This is a genomic window from Pseudomonas sp. BN417, assembly GCF_029871205.1.
Taxonomy (GTDB): Bacteria; Pseudomonadota; Gammaproteobacteria; order Pseudomonadales; family Pseudomonadaceae; genus Metapseudomonas.
Genome location: NZ_SSOJ01000160.1, coordinates 39,744 through 56,482, shown reverse-complemented (window position 1 = coordinate 56,482; position 16,739 = coordinate 39,744). Strand labels below are relative to the sequence as shown.

General features: G+C 64.3%; 16 protein-coding genes. 7 read left to right on the top strand and 9 right to left on the bottom strand.

All coding sequences use genetic code 11. The annotated features are described in order from the left end of the window. Positions 1-29 precede the first annotated feature (29 nt). The 3 genes from E8F11_RS26375 to E8F11_RS26365 all read left to right on the top strand — a co-directional run bounded on the left by E8F11_RS26375 (position 30) and on the right by E8F11_RS26365 (position 2,992). A complete protein-coding gene (locus E8F11_RS26375; protein WP_280291870.1) occupies positions 30-935 on the top strand; it encodes a hydroxymethylglutaryl-CoA lyase in 906 nt (301 codons plus the stop codon). Positions 936-1,327: 392 nt separating this feature from the next. Then, a complete protein-coding gene (locus E8F11_RS26370) occupies positions 1,328-2,107 on the top strand; it encodes an ABC transporter transmembrane domain-containing protein (RefSeq protein WP_280291869.1) in 780 nt (259 codons plus the stop codon). 90 nt (positions 2,108-2,197) lie between these two features. Continuing rightward, a complete protein-coding gene (locus E8F11_RS26365; RefSeq protein WP_280291868.1) occupies positions 2,198-2,992 on the top strand; it encodes an ABC transporter ATP-binding protein in 795 nt (264 codons plus the stop codon). A 173-nt stretch (positions 2,993-3,165) separates the two neighbouring features. Here E8F11_RS26365 and E8F11_RS26360 read toward each other — a convergent pair whose 3' ends face one another. The 4 genes from E8F11_RS26360 to E8F11_RS26345 all read right to left on the bottom strand — a co-directional run bounded on the left by E8F11_RS26360 (position 3,166) and on the right by E8F11_RS26345 (position 7,707). After that, a complete protein-coding gene (locus E8F11_RS26360; RefSeq protein ID WP_280291867.1) occupies positions 3,166-4,605 on the bottom strand; it encodes a TIGR00366 family protein in 1,440 nt (479 codons plus the stop codon). Positions 4,606-4,948: 343 nt separating this feature from the next. Next, complete coding sequence (locus E8F11_RS26355; RefSeq protein WP_280291866.1) at positions 4,949-6,127, bottom strand: acetyl-CoA C-acetyltransferase; 1,179 nt, start codon at positions 6,125-6,127, stop codon at positions 4,949-4,951. A gap of 194 nt (positions 6,128-6,321) precedes the next feature. Continuing rightward, positions 6,322-6,978 carry a CoA transferase subunit B gene (locus tag E8F11_RS26350; RefSeq protein ID WP_280291865.1) on the bottom strand — a complete coding sequence of 219 codons (657 nt, stop codon included), beginning with the start codon at positions 6,976-6,978 and terminating at the stop codon, positions 6,322-6,324. 30 nt (positions 6,979-7,008) lie between these two features. Further along, complete coding sequence (locus tag E8F11_RS26345; RefSeq protein WP_280291864.1) at positions 7,009-7,707, bottom strand: CoA transferase subunit A; 699 nt, start codon at positions 7,705-7,707, stop codon at positions 7,009-7,011. Between the two features lie 124 nt (positions 7,708-7,831). Here E8F11_RS26345 and E8F11_RS26340 point away from each other — a divergent pair, with 124 nt between their 5' ends. Both E8F11_RS26340 and E8F11_RS26335 read left to right on the top strand, forming a co-directional pair. Continuing rightward, a complete protein-coding gene (locus E8F11_RS26340) occupies positions 7,832-8,740 on the top strand; it encodes a LysR family transcriptional regulator (protein WP_280291863.1) in 909 nt (302 codons plus the stop codon). 61 nt (positions 8,741-8,801) lie between these two features. Continuing rightward, the gene (locus E8F11_RS26335) at positions 8,802-10,757 is read left to right on the top strand and encodes an acetoacetate--CoA ligase (protein ID WP_280291862.1); all 1,956 of its coding nucleotides are present in this window, start codon (positions 8,802-8,804) and stop codon (positions 10,755-10,757) included. Positions 10,758-10,898: 141 nt separating this feature from the next. On the opposite strand, the gene E8F11_RS26330 is transcribed toward E8F11_RS26335, so the two are convergent. Together E8F11_RS26330 and E8F11_RS26325 are read right to left on the bottom strand one after the other, a co-directional pair. Then, positions 10,899-11,495 (bottom strand): DJ-1/PfpI family protein, encoded by a 597-nt coding sequence (locus E8F11_RS26330; protein WP_280291861.1) that lies wholly within the window; start codon positions 11,493-11,495, stop codon positions 10,899-10,901. 248 nt (positions 11,496-11,743) lie between these two features. Beyond that, the gene (locus tag E8F11_RS26325) at positions 11,744-12,940 is read right to left on the bottom strand and encodes a PilT/PilU family type 4a pilus ATPase (protein WP_280291860.1); all 1,197 of its coding nucleotides are present in this window, start codon (positions 12,938-12,940) and stop codon (positions 11,744-11,746) included. 119 nt (positions 12,941-13,059) lie between these two features. Here E8F11_RS26325 and E8F11_RS26320 point away from each other — a divergent pair, with 119 nt between their 5' ends. Beyond that, the gene (locus E8F11_RS26320; protein WP_280291859.1) at positions 13,060-13,338 is read left to right on the top strand and encodes a peptidylprolyl isomerase; all 279 of its coding nucleotides are present in this window, start codon (positions 13,060-13,062) and stop codon (positions 13,336-13,338) included. Positions 13,339-13,416: 78 nt separating this feature from the next. Here the strand turns inward: E8F11_RS26320 and E8F11_RS26315 are convergent, their stop codons facing one another. Both E8F11_RS26315 and E8F11_RS26310 read right to left on the bottom strand, forming a co-directional pair. Continuing rightward, a complete protein-coding gene (locus tag E8F11_RS26315) occupies positions 13,417-13,716 on the bottom strand; it encodes a hypothetical protein (RefSeq protein ID WP_280291858.1) in 300 nt (99 codons plus the stop codon). Positions 13,717-13,804: 88 nt separating this feature from the next. Continuing rightward, the gene (locus E8F11_RS26310) at positions 13,805-13,990 is read right to left on the bottom strand and encodes a hypothetical protein (RefSeq protein ID WP_280291857.1); all 186 of its coding nucleotides are present in this window, start codon (positions 13,988-13,990) and stop codon (positions 13,805-13,807) included. A 289-nt stretch (positions 13,991-14,279) separates the two neighbouring features. Between E8F11_RS26310 and E8F11_RS26305 the strand changes: the two genes are divergently transcribed. Beyond that, positions 14,280-15,869, top strand: a complete 1,590-nt coding sequence (locus tag E8F11_RS26305) for an ABC-F family ATPase (protein WP_280291856.1) — start codon at positions 14,280-14,282, stop codon at positions 15,867-15,869. 198 nt (positions 15,870-16,067) lie between these two features. Here the strand turns inward: E8F11_RS26305 and E8F11_RS26300 are convergent, their stop codons facing one another. Further along, positions 16,068-16,676 (bottom strand): FMN-dependent NADH-azoreductase, encoded by a 609-nt coding sequence (locus E8F11_RS26300; protein WP_280291855.1) that lies wholly within the window; start codon positions 16,674-16,676, stop codon positions 16,068-16,070. Positions 16,677-16,739: the final 63 nt, after the last annotated feature.

Genomic DNA, 16,739 nt, shown 5'->3' with positions numbered 1-16,739 from the left:
CCCAACGCCCCGAATCGAGAGATGACGCAATGACTATTCCCAGCAAGGTCCGCCTTGTCGAAGTCGGCCCCCGCGATGGCCTGCAGAACGAGAAACAGCCCATCAGCATCGCCGACAAGGTACGCCTGGTGGACGACCTGACCGCCGCCGGCCTCGGCTATATCGAGGTGGGCAGCTTCGTCTCGCCCAAGTGGGTGCCGCAGATGGCCGGCTCCGCCGAGGTCTTCGCGCAGATCCAGCGCAAGGCCGGCGTCACCTACGCCGCCCTGGCGCCGAACCTGAAAGGCTTCGAGGCCGCCCTGGAAGCCGGGGTGAAGGAAGTGGCGGTATTCGCCGCCGCCTCCGAATCCTTCTCGCAGAAGAACATCAACTGCTCCATCGCCGAGAGCCTGGCGCGCTTCGTTCCGGTGATGGACGCGGCCAAGGCCGCTGGCATCAGCGTGCGCGGCTATGTGTCCTGCGTACTGGGCTGCCCCTACGAGGGCGATGTTCCCGCCGAGCAAGTCGCCGCCGTCGCCGCCGAACTCTACGCCATGGGCTGCTACGAAGTGTCCCTGGGCGACACCATCGGCACCGGCACCGCCGGCGCCACCCGCCACCTGATCAACGTGGTCGGCACCCGCGTCCCGCGCGACCGCCTTGCCGGCCACTTCCACGACACCTTCGGCCAGGCGGTGGCGAACATCCACGCCAGCCTGCTGGAGGGTATCGCCGTGTTCGACAGCTCGGTCGCCGGCCTCGGCGGCTGCCCCTACGCCAAGGGCGCCACTGGCAACGTGGCCACCGAAGACGTGCTCTACCTGCTCAACGGCTTGGGCATCGAAACCGGGATCGACATGGGCAGGTTGGTGGACGCCGGCCAGCGCATCTGCGCAGTGCTGGGTAAGGAGAATGGCTCAAGGGTGGCGCGGGCGATATTGGCGAAGCAAGGTTGATTCGGCCAAGCGTTTCTCCTATGGCAGCGCTCCCATGGAGCGCGGCCTTTTTGTAGGTTGGGCCAAGCGCAGCGCGGCCCAACGGCGGTGTTCCAGTCGAGGTCGATGCGTTGGGCTTCGCGGAGCTCAGCCCAACCTACGATCGCTTACCAGGCCCGCCCTACCCTCAAGGCATGACCGGCGGACCACGCCGTCAGAATACCTCCCTCCGATACTCTGAAGACATGAAGTCTTCACCCTGACCGATCCGAAACAACGGACACCCCCTTCAAATCGACCCAGCCCTCCCAGACACTCTCCCGGCTCTGCCCCCCCTCGCAGATTGCCGGCGATTCTTGAAACTCGGCCGACGATGCCTGTTTTCATCCTTTGGACCCGGGACGGTGAATCAGATGAAGACGTTGTTCGAGGATTTTGCGGTCCCCTATGCCAAGGCACTGAAAATCATAGGATCGGAGTACCTCAGCTTCCCAAGGGACTTCTTCCTGGTTTTCATCTCCACGCTGCTGCTTTCCCTCTTCAGTGCATTGGTTCCACTCTTCCTACGTGAAGCCGCCGACCTCCTCAGCAGCTCCGATGCAGAAGCTGCCACGGTATTCACCTTCGTGGCCGCCTATGCATGTTCCTGGACTTTCTGTAACGCGATGCAGTGGATCAAGCACATCGCTACATCCCGTGTGATGGTGCGATGCGACACAGCCTTTTACAGATCCCTGTTCGACTGCCTGCTCAGCATCCCGCTGCACAGGCAACAAAGCCTTTCGAAAGGCGAAGTCCTATCTGACTTCGACAGATCGATGAGCAGCTTCGGCCAGATCAACGACACGCTGTTCTGGACGCTTACGCCGATGCTGTTCGAGTTTGCCTTCGTGTTCCTGGTCCTCTGGAAAGCGACCAGCATCGTTTTCTCGACGCTGTTTCTTATCGCCATGATGGCCTTGTTCTGTGTCGCGCTCTGGGTATCTCAGCAAACACGGGACGTCTACCGGAAAACTTTTGAAGCCACGAACCAGCTTTCCGCTTTTCTGGTAGAGAAGCTGGACGCCAACCACGAAATCAGCATCAACCTGTCGAAAGCGAAGGAATCGCGGAAGCTCGAGCCCATCATCAACCAGCATGCCACCGCCGTTTTCAAGGCAAACGCCAGGACGGCGATCCTGCTGGGCACCTAGGTCATCGCGATCGGCCTTGTCCTGCTTTGTTTCACCCTGGCCTCGTCGTATATGGCGATCTATGGGAGTTTCGGGGTTGGTGACTTTGTCATGGTGGCCTCCTATATCGTCCAGCTGACAACGCCGTTCGCGATTGTCGCCAGTTCCCTGGTTGGCCTGAAACGCGAATACCTGGCCCTCGAGGCAGGCTTGAAGTACTTCGACCTCGCGGAGACGGATGCCGACAAGGACGAAGTTCGAGATGGAAGCGTCTTGTTCGAAGTCCGTTCGTACAGAACGAACAAAGGAGAACCGCTGAGCTTCAGGATCGAAAATGGCAAGACCTATGCCGTCCGAGGCCCTACCGGCAGCGGCAAGACGACGCTGGTCAACGTCCTGCTCGGCTTGAATCGCGAATATGAAGGGACGATCAGGTTCATGGGGACGGACGTTTCCAGGCTCTCGCCGAAAACCATCATGGATCGGGTCAGCGTCGTCTCGCAGAACCCGTTCATCTTTTCAGGAACCGTTCGCGAGAACCTGCTCTATGGCACCGAAGATCAGTTGGGCGATGACGAATTGACGCTTGCTCTTGATGCCTTGGGACTCGATTTCGGCTGCGAGGATGATTACAGCCGCCTGGAGCTGATCGCGGGTGGCGAGAATCGCTCTCTGTCGGGGGGAGAGCGTCAGCGAATCGCCATTGCAAGGGCCGCGCTGCGCAAGAAAGACGTGATGATCCTGGACGAGCCTACCTCTGCACTGGATGGCGAAACGGAAGCAAGGGTTCTTGGGTTCCTGAAGTCCAGGATCAACACCTTGATCCTGATTACTCATCGAGACGCGTCCAGGGCCATGGCGGACGAGGTGATTGATCTTGGTTCGCAAGCCATAGCCCTGACTTGAACGGCCGATTGCTGAGCCCTGCCTCGAAGCCCCTCTCCCCCTGCCCCTCTCCCTGAAGGGAGAGGGGTGACGCGCGCCTGACAGTCCTCGCAAGTCTGGCAGGCGGCACGGATAAACTCCCCTCTCCCGCTTGCGGGAGAGGGGCCGGGGGGAGAGGGAAGCCCGCCCTACCCTCAAGGCATGACCGGCGGAACATACGCCAGCGTCGTGCCCAACGCCCACAGCAGCACCATTACCAGCGGTATGTGCACCAGCAGCTGGACGAAGGAGAAGCCGATCAGGTCGCGCGCCTTCAGGCCCAGCACGCCCAGCAGCGGCAGCATGTAGAAGGGGTTGATCAGGTTCGGCAGCGCCTCGGCGGCGTTGTAGATCTGTACCGACCAGCCCAGGTGGTAGTTCAGCTCGTTGGCCACCTGCATCACGTAGGGCGCCTCGATGATCCACTTGCCACCGCCGGACGGGATGAAGAAGCCCAGCACGGCCGAATACACGCCCATCAGCAGCGCATAGGTGTCGTGGTTGGCGATCTGCACGAAGAAGGTGGAGATGTGGTGCGCCAGGGTCGAGCCGTCCACGCCTTTCACCGTGGTCATGATGGCGGCGATGGAGCCGTAGAGCGGAAACTGGATCAGCACCCCGGTGGTGGTCGGCACCGCACGGGCCACGGCGTCGAGGAAGCTGCGCGGACGCCAGTGCAGCAGCGCACCGGCCATGATGAACAGCAGGTTGTAGGTATTCAGCCCGGAAATGGCGGTGATCGCCGGCTTGCTGGCGAACTCCTGGGCCAGCCAGCCACCGGCCAGCACCACCAGCAGGATGATCAGCAGCGGGCTGTGCTCCAGCCACTCGCCCGGACGGGTCGGCTTGACCTGCGGCGGCGCGGTGAAGCTCGGGTCCACGCCGCACGACTTGGCGTCACGCGCGCTGGCTGCGCTGGGGGCGGTCATGTAGGCGATCACCAGGGACACCACCATCAGCGCCAGCAACATCACACCCGACTGCCAGAGGAAGATGGTCTCGGTGAAGGGGATCACGCCGGTGATGGCGAGGATCGACGGCGGCAGGCTGGCCGGGTTGGCCTGCAGTTGCGCCGCCGAGGACGACAGGCCCAGGGCCCAGACGGCGCCCAGGCCCAGGTAGGCGGCGGCACCGGCGGCGCGGTAGTCCATCTTCAGCTCTTCACGGCGAGCCAGGGCGCGCACCAGCAGGCCGCCGAACACCAGGCTGAGGCCCCAGTTCAGCAGCGAGGCCACCATGGAGATCAGCGCCACCCAGCACACCGCCGAGCGGCCATTCTTCGGTACGCGGGCCAGCAGGTCGATCAGCCGCGAGGCCGGGCCGGAGCTGGCGACCACATAGCCGCCGATGACGACGAAGGCCATCTGCATGGTGAAGGGAATCAGGCTCCAGAAACCATCGCCAAAGGCCTTGGCGGCCTGGCTGGCCGGTGCCCCCATGGCCAGGGCGGCGATCGTCACCAGCAGCACGGCGACTGCGGCGAAGACCCAGGAGTCGGGGAACCAGCGTTCCGCCCAGTTCGAGCAACGCATGGCAAAGCGTGCTGAGCGGCTTTCGTGAAGTGCCGATCGGCTTTCGAGAAGTATTGTGGTCATCGGGTTACCTCGGGAGTTTTATTCTTATCGGCAATCACCCAGCCGCAGCCGGGTACCGGGACAGTGGTCTTGAAACGAAACCGAGGGTCTTGTGCCCTCTTTCTGTCTGAAACGACGACGCCACACCCGTGACCGGGCGTGGCGAAGTCCGAGTCCCGCAGCCTTTCGGCCTTGGGCACGTGCGTGATGACCTTGCGTGGGTGGATACGTTGTCCACCCTTTTCGGTGTTCCTCGTAGGGTGAAAATCGCGAAGCGATTTCCACCAATCCGGGAACCCGGTTTTTTCGATTCAAGTCCGCGTGGTGGACAGAAAAGCGCTGTCCACCCTACAAACCAGAATGCTTAGCGCTCGACGGCCAGGGCTACGCCCATGCCACCGCCGATGCACAGGGTCGCCAGGCCCTTCTTCGCGTCGCGCTTGATCATCTCGTGCAGCAGGGTCACCAGCACGCGGCAGCCGGAGGCGCCGATGGGGTGGCCGAGGGCGATGGCGCCACCGTTGACGTTGACCTTGGCCATGTCCCAACCCAGCTCCTTGCCCACCGACAGGGACTGGGCGGCGAAGGCTTCGTTGGCTTCGATCAGGTCCAGCTCGTCCAGGCTCCAGCCGGCCTTCTCCAGGCAGCGGCGGGTGGCGGTCACCGGGCCGATGCCCATGATCGCCGGATCGACGCCGGAATTGGCGTAGCCCTTGATCCTCGCCAACACCGGCAGGCCCAGGGCCTCGGCCTTGGCGGCGCTCATCAGCACCACGGCGGCGGCGCCGTCGTTGAGGGTGGAGGCGTTGCCGGCGGTGACGCTGCCGTCCTTCTTGAACGCCGGTTTGAGCTTGGCCAGGGATTCGGCAGTGGTGCCGGCGCGCGGACCTTCGTCGGTATCGAAGGCAACGGGCTCGCCCTTGCGCTGCGGGATCAGGATCGGGGTGATCTCGTCCTGGAAGCGCCCGGCCTCGATGGCGGCGGCGGCCTTCTGCTGGGAAGCGGCGGCGAAGGCGTCCTGCTGCTCGCGGGTGAGACCGTACTTCTCCACCAGGTTCTCGGCAGTCACGCCCATGTGGTAATCGTTGAAGGCATCGGTCAGGCCGTCGTGGATCATGGTGTCCAGCGCCTTGGCGTGGCCCATTCGCATGCCGGTACGGGCAGCTGGCAGGATGTAAGGGGCCAGGCTCATGCTCTCCTGGCCGCCAGCGATGATTACCTCGGCGTCGCCGCAGCGGATGGCCTGGATGCCCAGGTGCAGGGCCTTGAGGCCGGAGCCGCAGAGCTTGTTCAGGGTCATGGCCGGCACCGCATGGGGCAGGCCGGCGAGGACGGCGGCCTGGCGCGCCGGGTTCTGGCCGCTGCCGGCGGTGAGCACCTGGCCGAGGATGACCTCATCGACCTGCTCGCCCTTCAGGCCGGTTTGCGCCAGCAACTGGCGGATCACCGCAGCGCCCAGCTCGTGGGCGGGAATGTTGGCCAGGGCGCCCTGGAAGCTGCCGATGGCGGTGCGGGTGGCGGCGACGATAACGACGTCTTGCATCTCTGGAACTCCTGAAAACGGCACGGCCCCGTAGGTTGGTGCGGGCGGCGTTCCGCTTGAGCGAAGCGAAACCCAACAAACCAGGGCCAAAGGACGAATGATGGGTATCGCTCCGCTCCACCCATCCTACAAAACCAAAAAACCGCGCCGGAGGAGCGCCATGCGTGGTGGCCTCCTCCAGAGCGGCAGAGCAATCAGAAGGTCATTTCGACCACGTCGTCGGGGACGATCAGGCGGCCGGCGGTCTTCTCGGCGATCTCGGCAATGCTCACCCCCGGCGCGGTTTCGCGCAGGATGAAGGCGCCATTCTCGATCTCCAGGTAGGCCAGGTCGGTGAGCACCTTGCGGATGCAGCCGGCGCCGGTCAGCGGCAGTTCACAGCGATCCAGCAGCTTGGACTCGCCGTCCTTGGAGGCGTGGGTCATGGTGACGATGATGTTGTCCGCGCCGGCCACCAGGTCCATGGCGCCGCCCATGCCCTTGACCAGCTTGCCGGGGATCATCCAGGAGGCGATGTTGCCCTGGACGTCCACCTCGAAGGCACCGAGCACGGTCAGGTCGACGTGGCCGCCACGGATCATGGCGAAGGACTCGGCGGAGGAGAAGATCGAAGCGCCCTTGACCGCGGTGACGGTCTGCTTGCCGGCGTTGATCATATCGGCGTCAACCTCGTCTTCCGTGGGGAAGGCGCCCATGCCGAGCAGGCCGTTTTCGGACTGCAGCATCACCTGCATGCCTTCGGGTACGTAGTTGGCCACCAGGGTCGGGATGCCGATGCCCAGGTTCACGTAGTAGCCGTCCTTCAGTTCGCGGGCCACGCGCTGGGCCATTTGTTCGCGGGTCAGTGCCATGTCGATTTCCTCGAATTCTTCTTGTCGTGGTCAGGAGCGGACGGTCCGCTTCTCGATACGTTTCTCGAAGGTGCCGCAGATGACGCGGTCCACGTAGATGCCGGGGGTGTGGATCTGGGCCGGGTCCAGTTCACCTGGCTCGACGATCTCCTCCACCTCGACCACGGTGATACGGCCGGCGGTGGCCGCCAGCGGGTTGAAGTTCTGCGCGGTGTGGCGGTAGATCACGTTGCCGAAATGGTCGGCCTTCCAGCCCTTGACGATGGCGAAGTCACCGGTGATGGACGGCTCGAGGATGTAATGGCGACCGTTGAACTCGCGTACTTCCTTGCCGTCGGCGATCGGGGTGCCATAGCCGGTGGCGGTGAAGAAAGCCGGGATGCCGGCGCCGCCAGCGCGGAGTTTCTCGGCCAGGGTGCCCTGGGGAGTCAGTTCGACCTCCAGCTCACCGCTGAGCAGCTGTTTCTCGAACAAGGCGTTTTCGCCGACGTAGGAGGCGACCATCTTGCGGATCTGGCGGTCTTCCAGCAGTACGCCGAGGCCAAAGCCATCGATGCCGCAGTTGTTGGAGACCACGGTGAGCCCCTTGACGCCACGGCGGCGGATTTCGGCGATGAGGTTCTCGGGGATGCCGCAGATGCCGAAGCCGCCAGCCAGGACGGTCATGTTGTCGGTCAGCCCGGCCAGGGCTTCCTCGTAGCTGCCTACTCGCTTGTCGAGTCCACTCATGCTGTTGCGCCTCTTGTAGTTTTCGCGTTGGCGGGGTTGCCGCCTTGAGTGGTCCAGAGCTTCTCCCCTCCCGACTGATTTGTTAAGTTTGTTTTTCCTAACAATTAATAAGAAAGGCAAATAAATGACCGTCAAACAGCTGCGCGCCTTCCTTGCCGTGGCCCAGAGCCTGAGCTTCGCCCAGGCCTGCGAGCGGCTGCACCTCTCCCAACCAGCGCTGAGCCTGGCAATCAAGAACCTGGAGGAATCCCTCGGCGGCCAGCTGCTGGTGCGCACCACCCGTAGCGTCGCCCTGACGCCCGAAGGCGAGACCCTGCTGCCCATCGCCCGGCGCCTCCTGGCCGACTGGGACAATGCCGAGGAGCTACTGCGCCAGCACTTCACGCTGCAGCTCGGCAAGGTTTCCATCGCCGCCATGCCCTCCTTCGCCGGCAACCTGCTGCCGGTGGTGCTCAAGGCCTTCCGCGACCGCCATCCCAAGGTCAACGTAGCGGTGCACGACGTGATCAACGAGCAGGTGCTGGAGATGGTGCGCAACCGCCGGGTGGAAATCGGCATCGCCCTGGAGCCGGATTCCCTTGATGGTCTGGACTTCACGCCCTTCTACACCGACCGCTTCGTCGCCGTGGTGCCGGCCGATTGCGAGCTGGCCCAGCGCACCGAGGTGAGCTGGGCGGAGCTGCTGCAAGGCAACTTCATCACCCTGCAGCGGCCGTCGGCGGTGCGCCTGCTGCTGGAGGAAAGCATCGCTGCGCAGCACGGCCGACTCCCGGTGGCCTTCGAGAGCCACCAGTTGGTGACCGTGGGCCGGATGGTCGCCCAGGGGCTGGGCGTCAGCGCTGTGCCCAGCCTGTGCATCCAGCAGATGGAGGAGCTCGGGGCCCGCTGCATCGCCCTCCACGGACCCCAGGTGGAGCGCCGGGTAGGGCTGCTGCGGCTGGCCGAGCACAAGCTCTCCGCCGCCGCCCAGGCGCTCGCCGACGTGCTGCTGCACGTGCGCGACTGGAACCGGCTCGACCTGCCCGCGGCCTGAGGCAGGGCCTATGCTGAAAAGCAGCCGGTCGAACCAAGACACGCAGAATGAGGATGCGCAGATGGACAAGCCACTGTGGACCCCCAGCCCGGTGCGGATCGCCGCCACCCGCATGGATGCCTTCCGCCGCCAGGTCAGCCAGCAACAGGGCCTGGACCTACCCGACTACCCTGCCCTGCATGCCTGGAGCCTGGACCGCCGCGAGGCCTTCTGGCAGGCCGTGGTCGAATTCTTCGACATCCGTTTGAGCAGCCCGCCCAGCGCGCTGCTGGAAGAGGGCGCGGCCATGCCCAGCGCCCGCTGGTTTCCCGGTGCCACGCTGAACTTCGCTGAACACCTGCTGCGCCGCCGCGACGACCGCCCGGCCCTGGTGGCCATAGGCGAAGACGGCAGCCGCGAGCAGCTCACCTATGCGGAGCTGGCCGCCCATGTCGCCGGCCTGCAGCAGAACCTGCAGGCCTGCGGCGTCGGGGTCGGCGACCGGGTCGCGGCCTTCATGCCCAACACCTGGCAGACCGTGGTCGGTATGCTCGCCGCCACCAGCCTGGGAGCCACCTGGTCGTCCTGTTCGCCGGACTTCGGCACCCAGGGGGTGATCGACCGCTTCGGCCAGATCGAACCCAAGGTGCTGATCGCCGCCGCCGGCTACCGCTATGCCGGCAAGGACGTGGACCTGAGCGCCAAGCTCAATGAAATCCTCGCGCGCATGCCGTCACTGCAGCAGTTGGTGGTGGTGCCCTACTCCCATCCCGAGGCCAAGGCCACGGACTTCACCACCGACGCCCGAATCGCGCTGTGGGACGACTGCTACCGCCCAGGAGGCGAGCCCGCCTTCACCCCGGTACCCTTCGACCAACCGCTGTACATCCTCTACTCCAGCGGCACCACGGGCGTGCCCAAATGCATCGTCCATGGGGTCGGCGGCACCCTGCTGCAGCACGTCAAGGAACACGGCCTGCATTGCGACCTGTCAGCCTCGGACACCCTGTTCTACTTCACCACCTGCGGCTGGATGATGTGGAACTGGCTGGTGTCCGGCCTGACCCAGGGCTCCACGCTGGTGCTCTACGACGGCTCGCCCTTCCATCCCGGCCCGGAACGCCTGCTGGACCTGATCGACGCCGAGGGCATCAGCCTCTTCGGCACCAGCGCCAAATACCTGGCCGCGCTGGAAAAGGCCGGTGTCAAACCACGCCAGAGCCACCGCCTGGAACGCCTGAAGGGCCTGCTCTCCACCGGCTCGCCGCTGTCCCACGAGAGCTTCGAGTACGTCTACCGCGACATCAAGACCGAGCTCTGCCTGTCGTCCATTTCCGGCGGCACCGACATAGTCTCCTGCTTCGCCCTGGGCAACCCGGTGCTGCCGGTATGGCGCGGCGAGCTGCAGTGCAAGGGTCTGGGCATGGACGTGCAGGTATGGAACGAGGACGGCAAGCGGGTGTTCGGCGAAAAGGGCGAGCTGGTTTGCGCGCGGCATTTCCCGTCGATGCCGGTAGGCTTCTGGAACGACCCGGACGGCGAGAAGTTCAGGGCCGCCTACTTCGAGACCTTCCCCGGCGTCTGGGCCCACGGCGACTACGCCGAGGAAACCGCCCACGGCGGCCTGGTGATCCACGGCCGATCCGACGCAGTGCTCAATCCCGGCGGCGTGCGCATCGGCACCGCGGAGATCTACCGCCAGGTGGAAAAGGTCGAGGAAGTGTTGGAATCCATCGCCATAGGCCAGGACTGGGAAGGCGATGTGCGCGTGGTGCTCTTCGTCCGCCTGCGCGAGGGCGTGACGCTGGACGAAACCCTGCGCGATCACATCCGCCAGGTTATCCGCGCCAACACCAGCCCGCGCCATGTGCCGACGAAGATCATCGCCGTCGCCGATATCCCCCGGACCTTGAGCGGCAAGATCGTCGAACTGGCGGTGCGCAATGTGGTGCACGGCAAGCCGGTGAAGAACACCGACGCCCTGGCCAACCCGCAGGCGCTGGAGTTGTACAGGGATCTGCCGGAATTACGAGATTGATGCGACTCCCTTGTGGGGCACTGCCCTGTGGGGGCGAATTCATTCGCTAACCGGACCGAAGGTTCGGCCTTGGGCCTTCCTGGGGGCAGCTTCGCTGCCCTTAGCGATTGAAATCGCCCCCACAAGGAAAGCGGTCTCTGCCTAGAGATACGGCCGCACCACGCCCAATGCGTGCTCCATGTACGCCTCCTTCTCCCCCACCGGCGCCACGTAGTGCAGCGCCGTGGCGCAGGCATCCTCACCGGCCAACTTGGCGATCACCCAGGCCGCGAGATAGGGCGCGGACAGGCAGCCGCCAGCGGTGGCCAGGTTGCCCGAAGCGTAGAACGGCTGGTCCAGCACCTGCACGCCGGCCTCGATCACCCAGGGCTTGGTGGTCAGGTCGGTACAGGCCGGCAGGCTGCCGAGCAGGCCGAGCTTGGCCATCAGCAAGGCGCCGGAGCACTGGGAGCCGATCAGCTGGCGCGAGGGGTCCAGGCGCAGGCGATCGAGGATGCCGCGGTCCTGGGCGATGTCGCGGGTCAGGATGCCGCTGCCGAACAGCACCACGTCGGCGGCATTGGCGAACTCCAGCGGCTGTTGGGCCTGGACCCGTACACCATTCATCGAGGTGACCCATTCGCTGGGCGCGGTGATCTCCGCCTGCCAGCCCTGTCCGCGCATGCGGTTGAGCAGCCCGGCGGCAACAAATGAATCCAGCTCGTTGAAGCCTTCGAACGTCAGAACAGCGATACGCATCACGACCTCCCGGATCGGTTTGGTGCATGGAGCGAATCTATGCGCAGCGGGACACAGGGGCCATGTACAGCGGGAATTAAATTTGGCCATACAGGCTATTCAATGCGCATGTCCCGGCTTTACCTGTGGGGGCGAATTCATTCGCGATGGGCGGCGAAGCTGCCCCCCAGGGACCAGCAGGCCGAACCTTCGGTCCGGTTAGCGAATGAATTCACCCCCACAAAGCAGGCAGTGCCCCCCGGAACGGCCTAGCGCAGCCCCGGTTCCTCCGGCTCATCCTCCTCCAGCTCCTCCAGCTTAAGCTCCGTACCCCAGCCAGCATCCTGGGTGCGAGCCGGTGCTGCGGCCGGCGCAGCGGCGGCCGCCGCTGGCTGGGCTGCGGGGTCTTCCCGGTACAGCTTGAGCTTCAGGCGCAGGTTGTTCGCCGAATCGGCGTTCTTGATCGCCTCCTCTTCGGGAATGGCGCCCTCCACCACCAGGTCGAACAGCGCCTGGTCGAAGGTCTGCATCCCCAGGCCGCGGGACTTTTCCATGATTTCCTTGATGGAGTGGAATTCACCGCGTTTGATCAGGTCGCTGATGGTGGAGGTGCCCAGCAGCACTTCCACCGCGGCGCGGCGCTTGCCGTCCTGGGTGCGCACCAGGCGCTGGGAAACGAAGGCCTTGAGGTTGTTGCCCAGGTCGTTGAGCAGCTGCGGGCGGCGCTCCTCGGGGAAGAAGTTGATGATGCGGTCCAGCGCCTGGTTGGCGTTGTTGGCGTGCAGGGTGGAGATGGCCAGGTGGCCGGTGTCGGCGAACGCCAGGGCGTGCTCCATCGTCTCGCGGTCGCGGATCTCACCGATCAGGATCACGTCCGGCGCCTGGCGCAGGGTGTTCTTCAGCGCGGCGTGGAAACTGCGGGTGTCCACCCCCACCTCGCGCTGGTTGATGATGGATTTCTTGTGCCGGTGCACGTACTCCACCGGGTCCTCGATGGTGATGATATGGCCGCCGCTGTTGCGATTGCGGTAGTCGATCAGCGCCGCCAGGGAGGTGGACTTGCCGGAGCCGGTACCACCGACGAAGAGCACCAGGCCGCGCTTCTCCATCACCATTTTGAGCAGCACCTCGGGCAGCTTGAGGTCCTCGAAGCGCGGGATATCCAGCTTGATGTTCCGCGCGACGATGGAAACCTCGTTGCGCTGGCGGAAGATGTTGATGCGGAAACGACCGATGTTCGGCAGCGAGATCGCCAGGTTCATTTCCAGCTCTTTGTCGAACTCGGCGCGCTGCTCGGCATCCATGACGGACTCGGCGATCCGGGCCACGTCGCCGGCCCGCATCGGCTCGTTGCTGAGAGGCTTGAGCACGCCATTAAACTTGGCGCAAGGCGGCGCACCGGTGGACAGGTAGAGGTCGGAACCATCCTGGGTGGCCAGGATTTTCAGCATCGAGGAAAGGTCCATGGGGCATCCGCATCCAATGTGGGGTCGTTGCATCCGCGCAGCGGATTATAGGCCGGCAACTGTATGGCGGCTGGCCATGCTGGCACAATGAACCGTTCCACAGTCCAAGAGGAAATCCCATGGCCAAGGCACTTGCCCGCCACATCCTGGTCAAGACCGAGGCGGAAGCCGAACAACTGAAGAAGCGCCTGGCCAATGGCGAGGACTTCGCCGTCCTGGCAAAGAAGCATTCCATCTGCCCTTCCGCCAAGCGCGGCGGCGATCTGGGCGAAGTCCGCCCCGGCCAGATGGTGCGGGTGATCGATCAGGTGATCTTCAAGAAGCCCGTACGGGTCGTCCATGGCCCGGTGAAGAGCCAGTTCGGCTATCACCTGGTGCAGGTATTCTTCCGGGAATGAGTCATCTGCAGGGAGATGGGCACCGTCCGTGGCGCAGTGCCCATTCTAGAGCGGATATGTGACGCTTCTATTGCCGTTTCACTGCAGCGTTTCCCGTGCGCAGGAACGCGAGATATCGGTCAGGACCGTCAGTTCGTCCGCGGTCGGCTTCCGACCTTCGGTGACCCCCACCAGCTGCTGGGAGGTGAACGCCTCCTGCATCATGCCGTTGGAGCACGTGCAGTAGGCGACCGCCTTGTCCTGCGGGACCTGCCGCGCGGCGCTGGTCACGCACTCCTGGGTGAATTTCTCGCCGCCCCCGGGCGGCCACTCCCCCGCCAGCGCTGCGAAGGCGCAGGCCTGCAAGGCCAATGCAGCGAAAATCCGAGTCTTCTTCACATGCCGTCTCCTGCTGGTCCCGAAGGCACATTCTTGCCGCAGTGGCCCCCTCGCAGGCAATAGCCGAAAACGACAAGGCGCGGGCACCTCAGTCTTCCGTGCACTTCTGCTGCTCCAGGCCCGGCAACCAATGGGGCGCCTCGACCCGCTCCTGCAGCCTGACGGCGAACGCCAGGGCCGAGGCCCTGTCCCTGAAGGGCACCTTCATGCCGAGGACCTCCACCTGCCATTCTTCCCTGCCGCCGCGGCTAACCTGGTGGATCGCGATGTCCATGGAGTACTCCGGCTGAATTCACCCGGACACCCTCCAAGCCTGCGACGCCAAGAAAAAAGACCAACTGATCAGGTTGGCCTGCACCGCGAAGGTATGGGCAATGCGACGTGCATTGAGAGTGCCGTGGAAGCCAGCCCAGGCTAGCGCTGCAAGTTGACGGTTTTGCGACGCTCTCGCGACTGCGCCGAACAAGGCCCCGGTCCGACAACCGATCCCCCCGAAGCCCATCGAAAAGGCTACAATCTCGCCCTTTTTGCGCGCGAGCGCCTAGCCAGCCCAGGATTCAACTGTGATCTCCACCGCCAATATCACCATGCAGTTCGGCCCCAAGCCGCTGTTCGAGAACGTTTCCGTCAAATTCGGCAACGGCAACCGCTACGGCCTGATCGGCGCCAATGGCTGCGGCAAGTCGACTTTCATGAAGATCCTCGGCAGTGATCTGGAGCCGTCCGGTGGCCAGGTGATGCTGGAGCCCAACGTGCGCCTCGGCAAGCTGCGCCAGGACCAGTTCGCCTACGAAGACTTCAGTGTGATCGACACCGTGATCATGGGGCACGAGGCGCTGTGGCGGGTCAAGGCCGAGCGCGATCGTATCTACTCGCTGCTGGAAATGAGCGAGGAAGACGGCATGGCCGTGGCCGAGCTGGAGACCGAGTTCGCGGAGATGGACGGCTACACCGCCGAATCCCGCGCCGGTGAGCTGCTGCTTGGCCTGGGCATCCCGCTGAGCCAGCATTTCGGCCCGATGAGCGAAGTCGCCCCCGGCTGGAAGCTGCGCGTGCTGCTGGCCCAGGCGCTGTTCTCGGACCCGGACGTGCTGCTGCTGGACGAGCCGACCAACCACCTGGATATCAACACCATCCGCTGGCTGGAAAACATCCTCACGGCGCGTAACAGCACCATGATCATCATTTCCCACGACCGCCACTTCCTGAACAGCGTGTGCACCCATATGGCGGACCTGGACTACGGCGAGCTGCGCCTGTTCCCGGGCAACTACGACGAATACATGACCGCGGCGACCCAGTCGCGCGAGCAACTGCTGGCCGACAACGCGAAGAAGAAGGCGCAGATCGCCGAGCTGCAGACCTTCGTCAGTCGCTTCTCCGCCAACGCCTCGAAGGCCAAGCAGGCCACTTCCCGCGCCAAGCAGATCGACAAGATCCAGCTGGCCGAGGTCAAGCCGTCCAGCCGCGTCAGCCCCTTCATCCGCTTCGAGCAGCACAAGAAGCTGCACCGCCAGGCGGTGACCGTGGAGAAGCTGGCGAAGGGCTTCGAGGACAAGCAACTGTTCAAGGGCCTGGACCTGCAGATCGAAGCCGGCGAGCGCGTGGCCATCATCGGCCCCAACGGCATCGGCAAGACCACCCTGCTGCGCACCCTGGTCGGCGAGATGACGCCGGACGCCGGCAACGTGAAGTGGACCGAAAGCGCGGAGCTGGGCTACTACGCCCAGGACCACGCCCATGATTTCGAAGACGACGTCACCCTGTTCGACTGGATGGCCCAGTGGACCCAGGGCGGCGAGCAGCTGGTGCGCGGCACCCTCGGCCGCATGCTGTTCTCCAACGACGAGATCCTCAAGTCGGTGAAGGTGATCTCCGGCGGCGAGCAGGGTCGCATGCTGTTCGGCAAGCTGATCCTGAAGAAACCCAACGTGCTGGTGATGGACGAACCCACCAACCACCTGGACATGGAGTCCATCGAGGCGCTCAACCTGGCGCTGGAGAACTACCCGGGCACCCTGGTCTTCGTCAGCCACGACCGCGAGTTCGTCGGCTCCCTGGCCACCCGGATCATCGAGCTGTCGGAAAACGGCGTGACCGACTTCAGCGGCACCTATGACGACTACCTGCGTAGCCAGGGTGTGATTGTCTGATCGCACTGGCTTGGCTCTTTGTGGGGGCGAATTCATTCGCCAACCGGACCGAAGGTTCGGCCTTCGACACCTCAAGGGGGCCGCTTCGCGCCCCTTAGCGAATGAATTCGCCCCCACAGGTAAAGCCGGCAGTTGCCCTGCCCGACCGAAACGACAAAGCCCCGCAATTGCGGGGCTTTGTCGTTACAGGCAGCCGGATCAGACGGTGGCGAACAGCCCGCCGATCTGCGCCTGGGCGCCACTGATGGCGTTGGCGCGCGGCTCTTCACCGTAGGCCAGGCCTTCGGCGCGGACGATCTCGATGTCGGTCACGCCGAGGAAGTTCAGCACAAGCTTCAGGTAGTCCTCGTGGGCCTGGCCGGTGACCTGGCCGGAATGGATACCACCGGCGGTGGAAACGATCACTACCTTCTTGCCAACGGCCAGGCCTTCGGGACCGTTCTCGGTGTAGCGGAAGGTCTTGCCGGCAATGGCGATGCGGTCGATCCAGGCTTTCAGCTGGGTCGGCACGGTGAAGTTGTACATCGGCGCGCCGATGACGATGGCGTCGGCGGCGAGGAATTCGTTCAGGGTGGTTTCGCCCAGCTCGGCTTCATGCTTCTGCGCGGCGTCACGCAGTTCGGACGGGGTACCACCGGCGACCAGGCTCAGCGCCGACAGGTGGCTCAGGGCATCGCCGGCCAGGTCGCGGTAGGTGACCTTGGCGGCCGGCTCGGCGGCTTGCCAGGCTTCGACCACGGCGCGGCTGAGCTGACGGGAGGCGGAGGCGTCGCCGAGGATGCTGGAATCGAGGTGCAGGAGTTTCATGGAAGGTTCCCTCAGTTGGGCGATCGGCGACGGCCGACCGGAATGGGGGTAATCCTATCCATG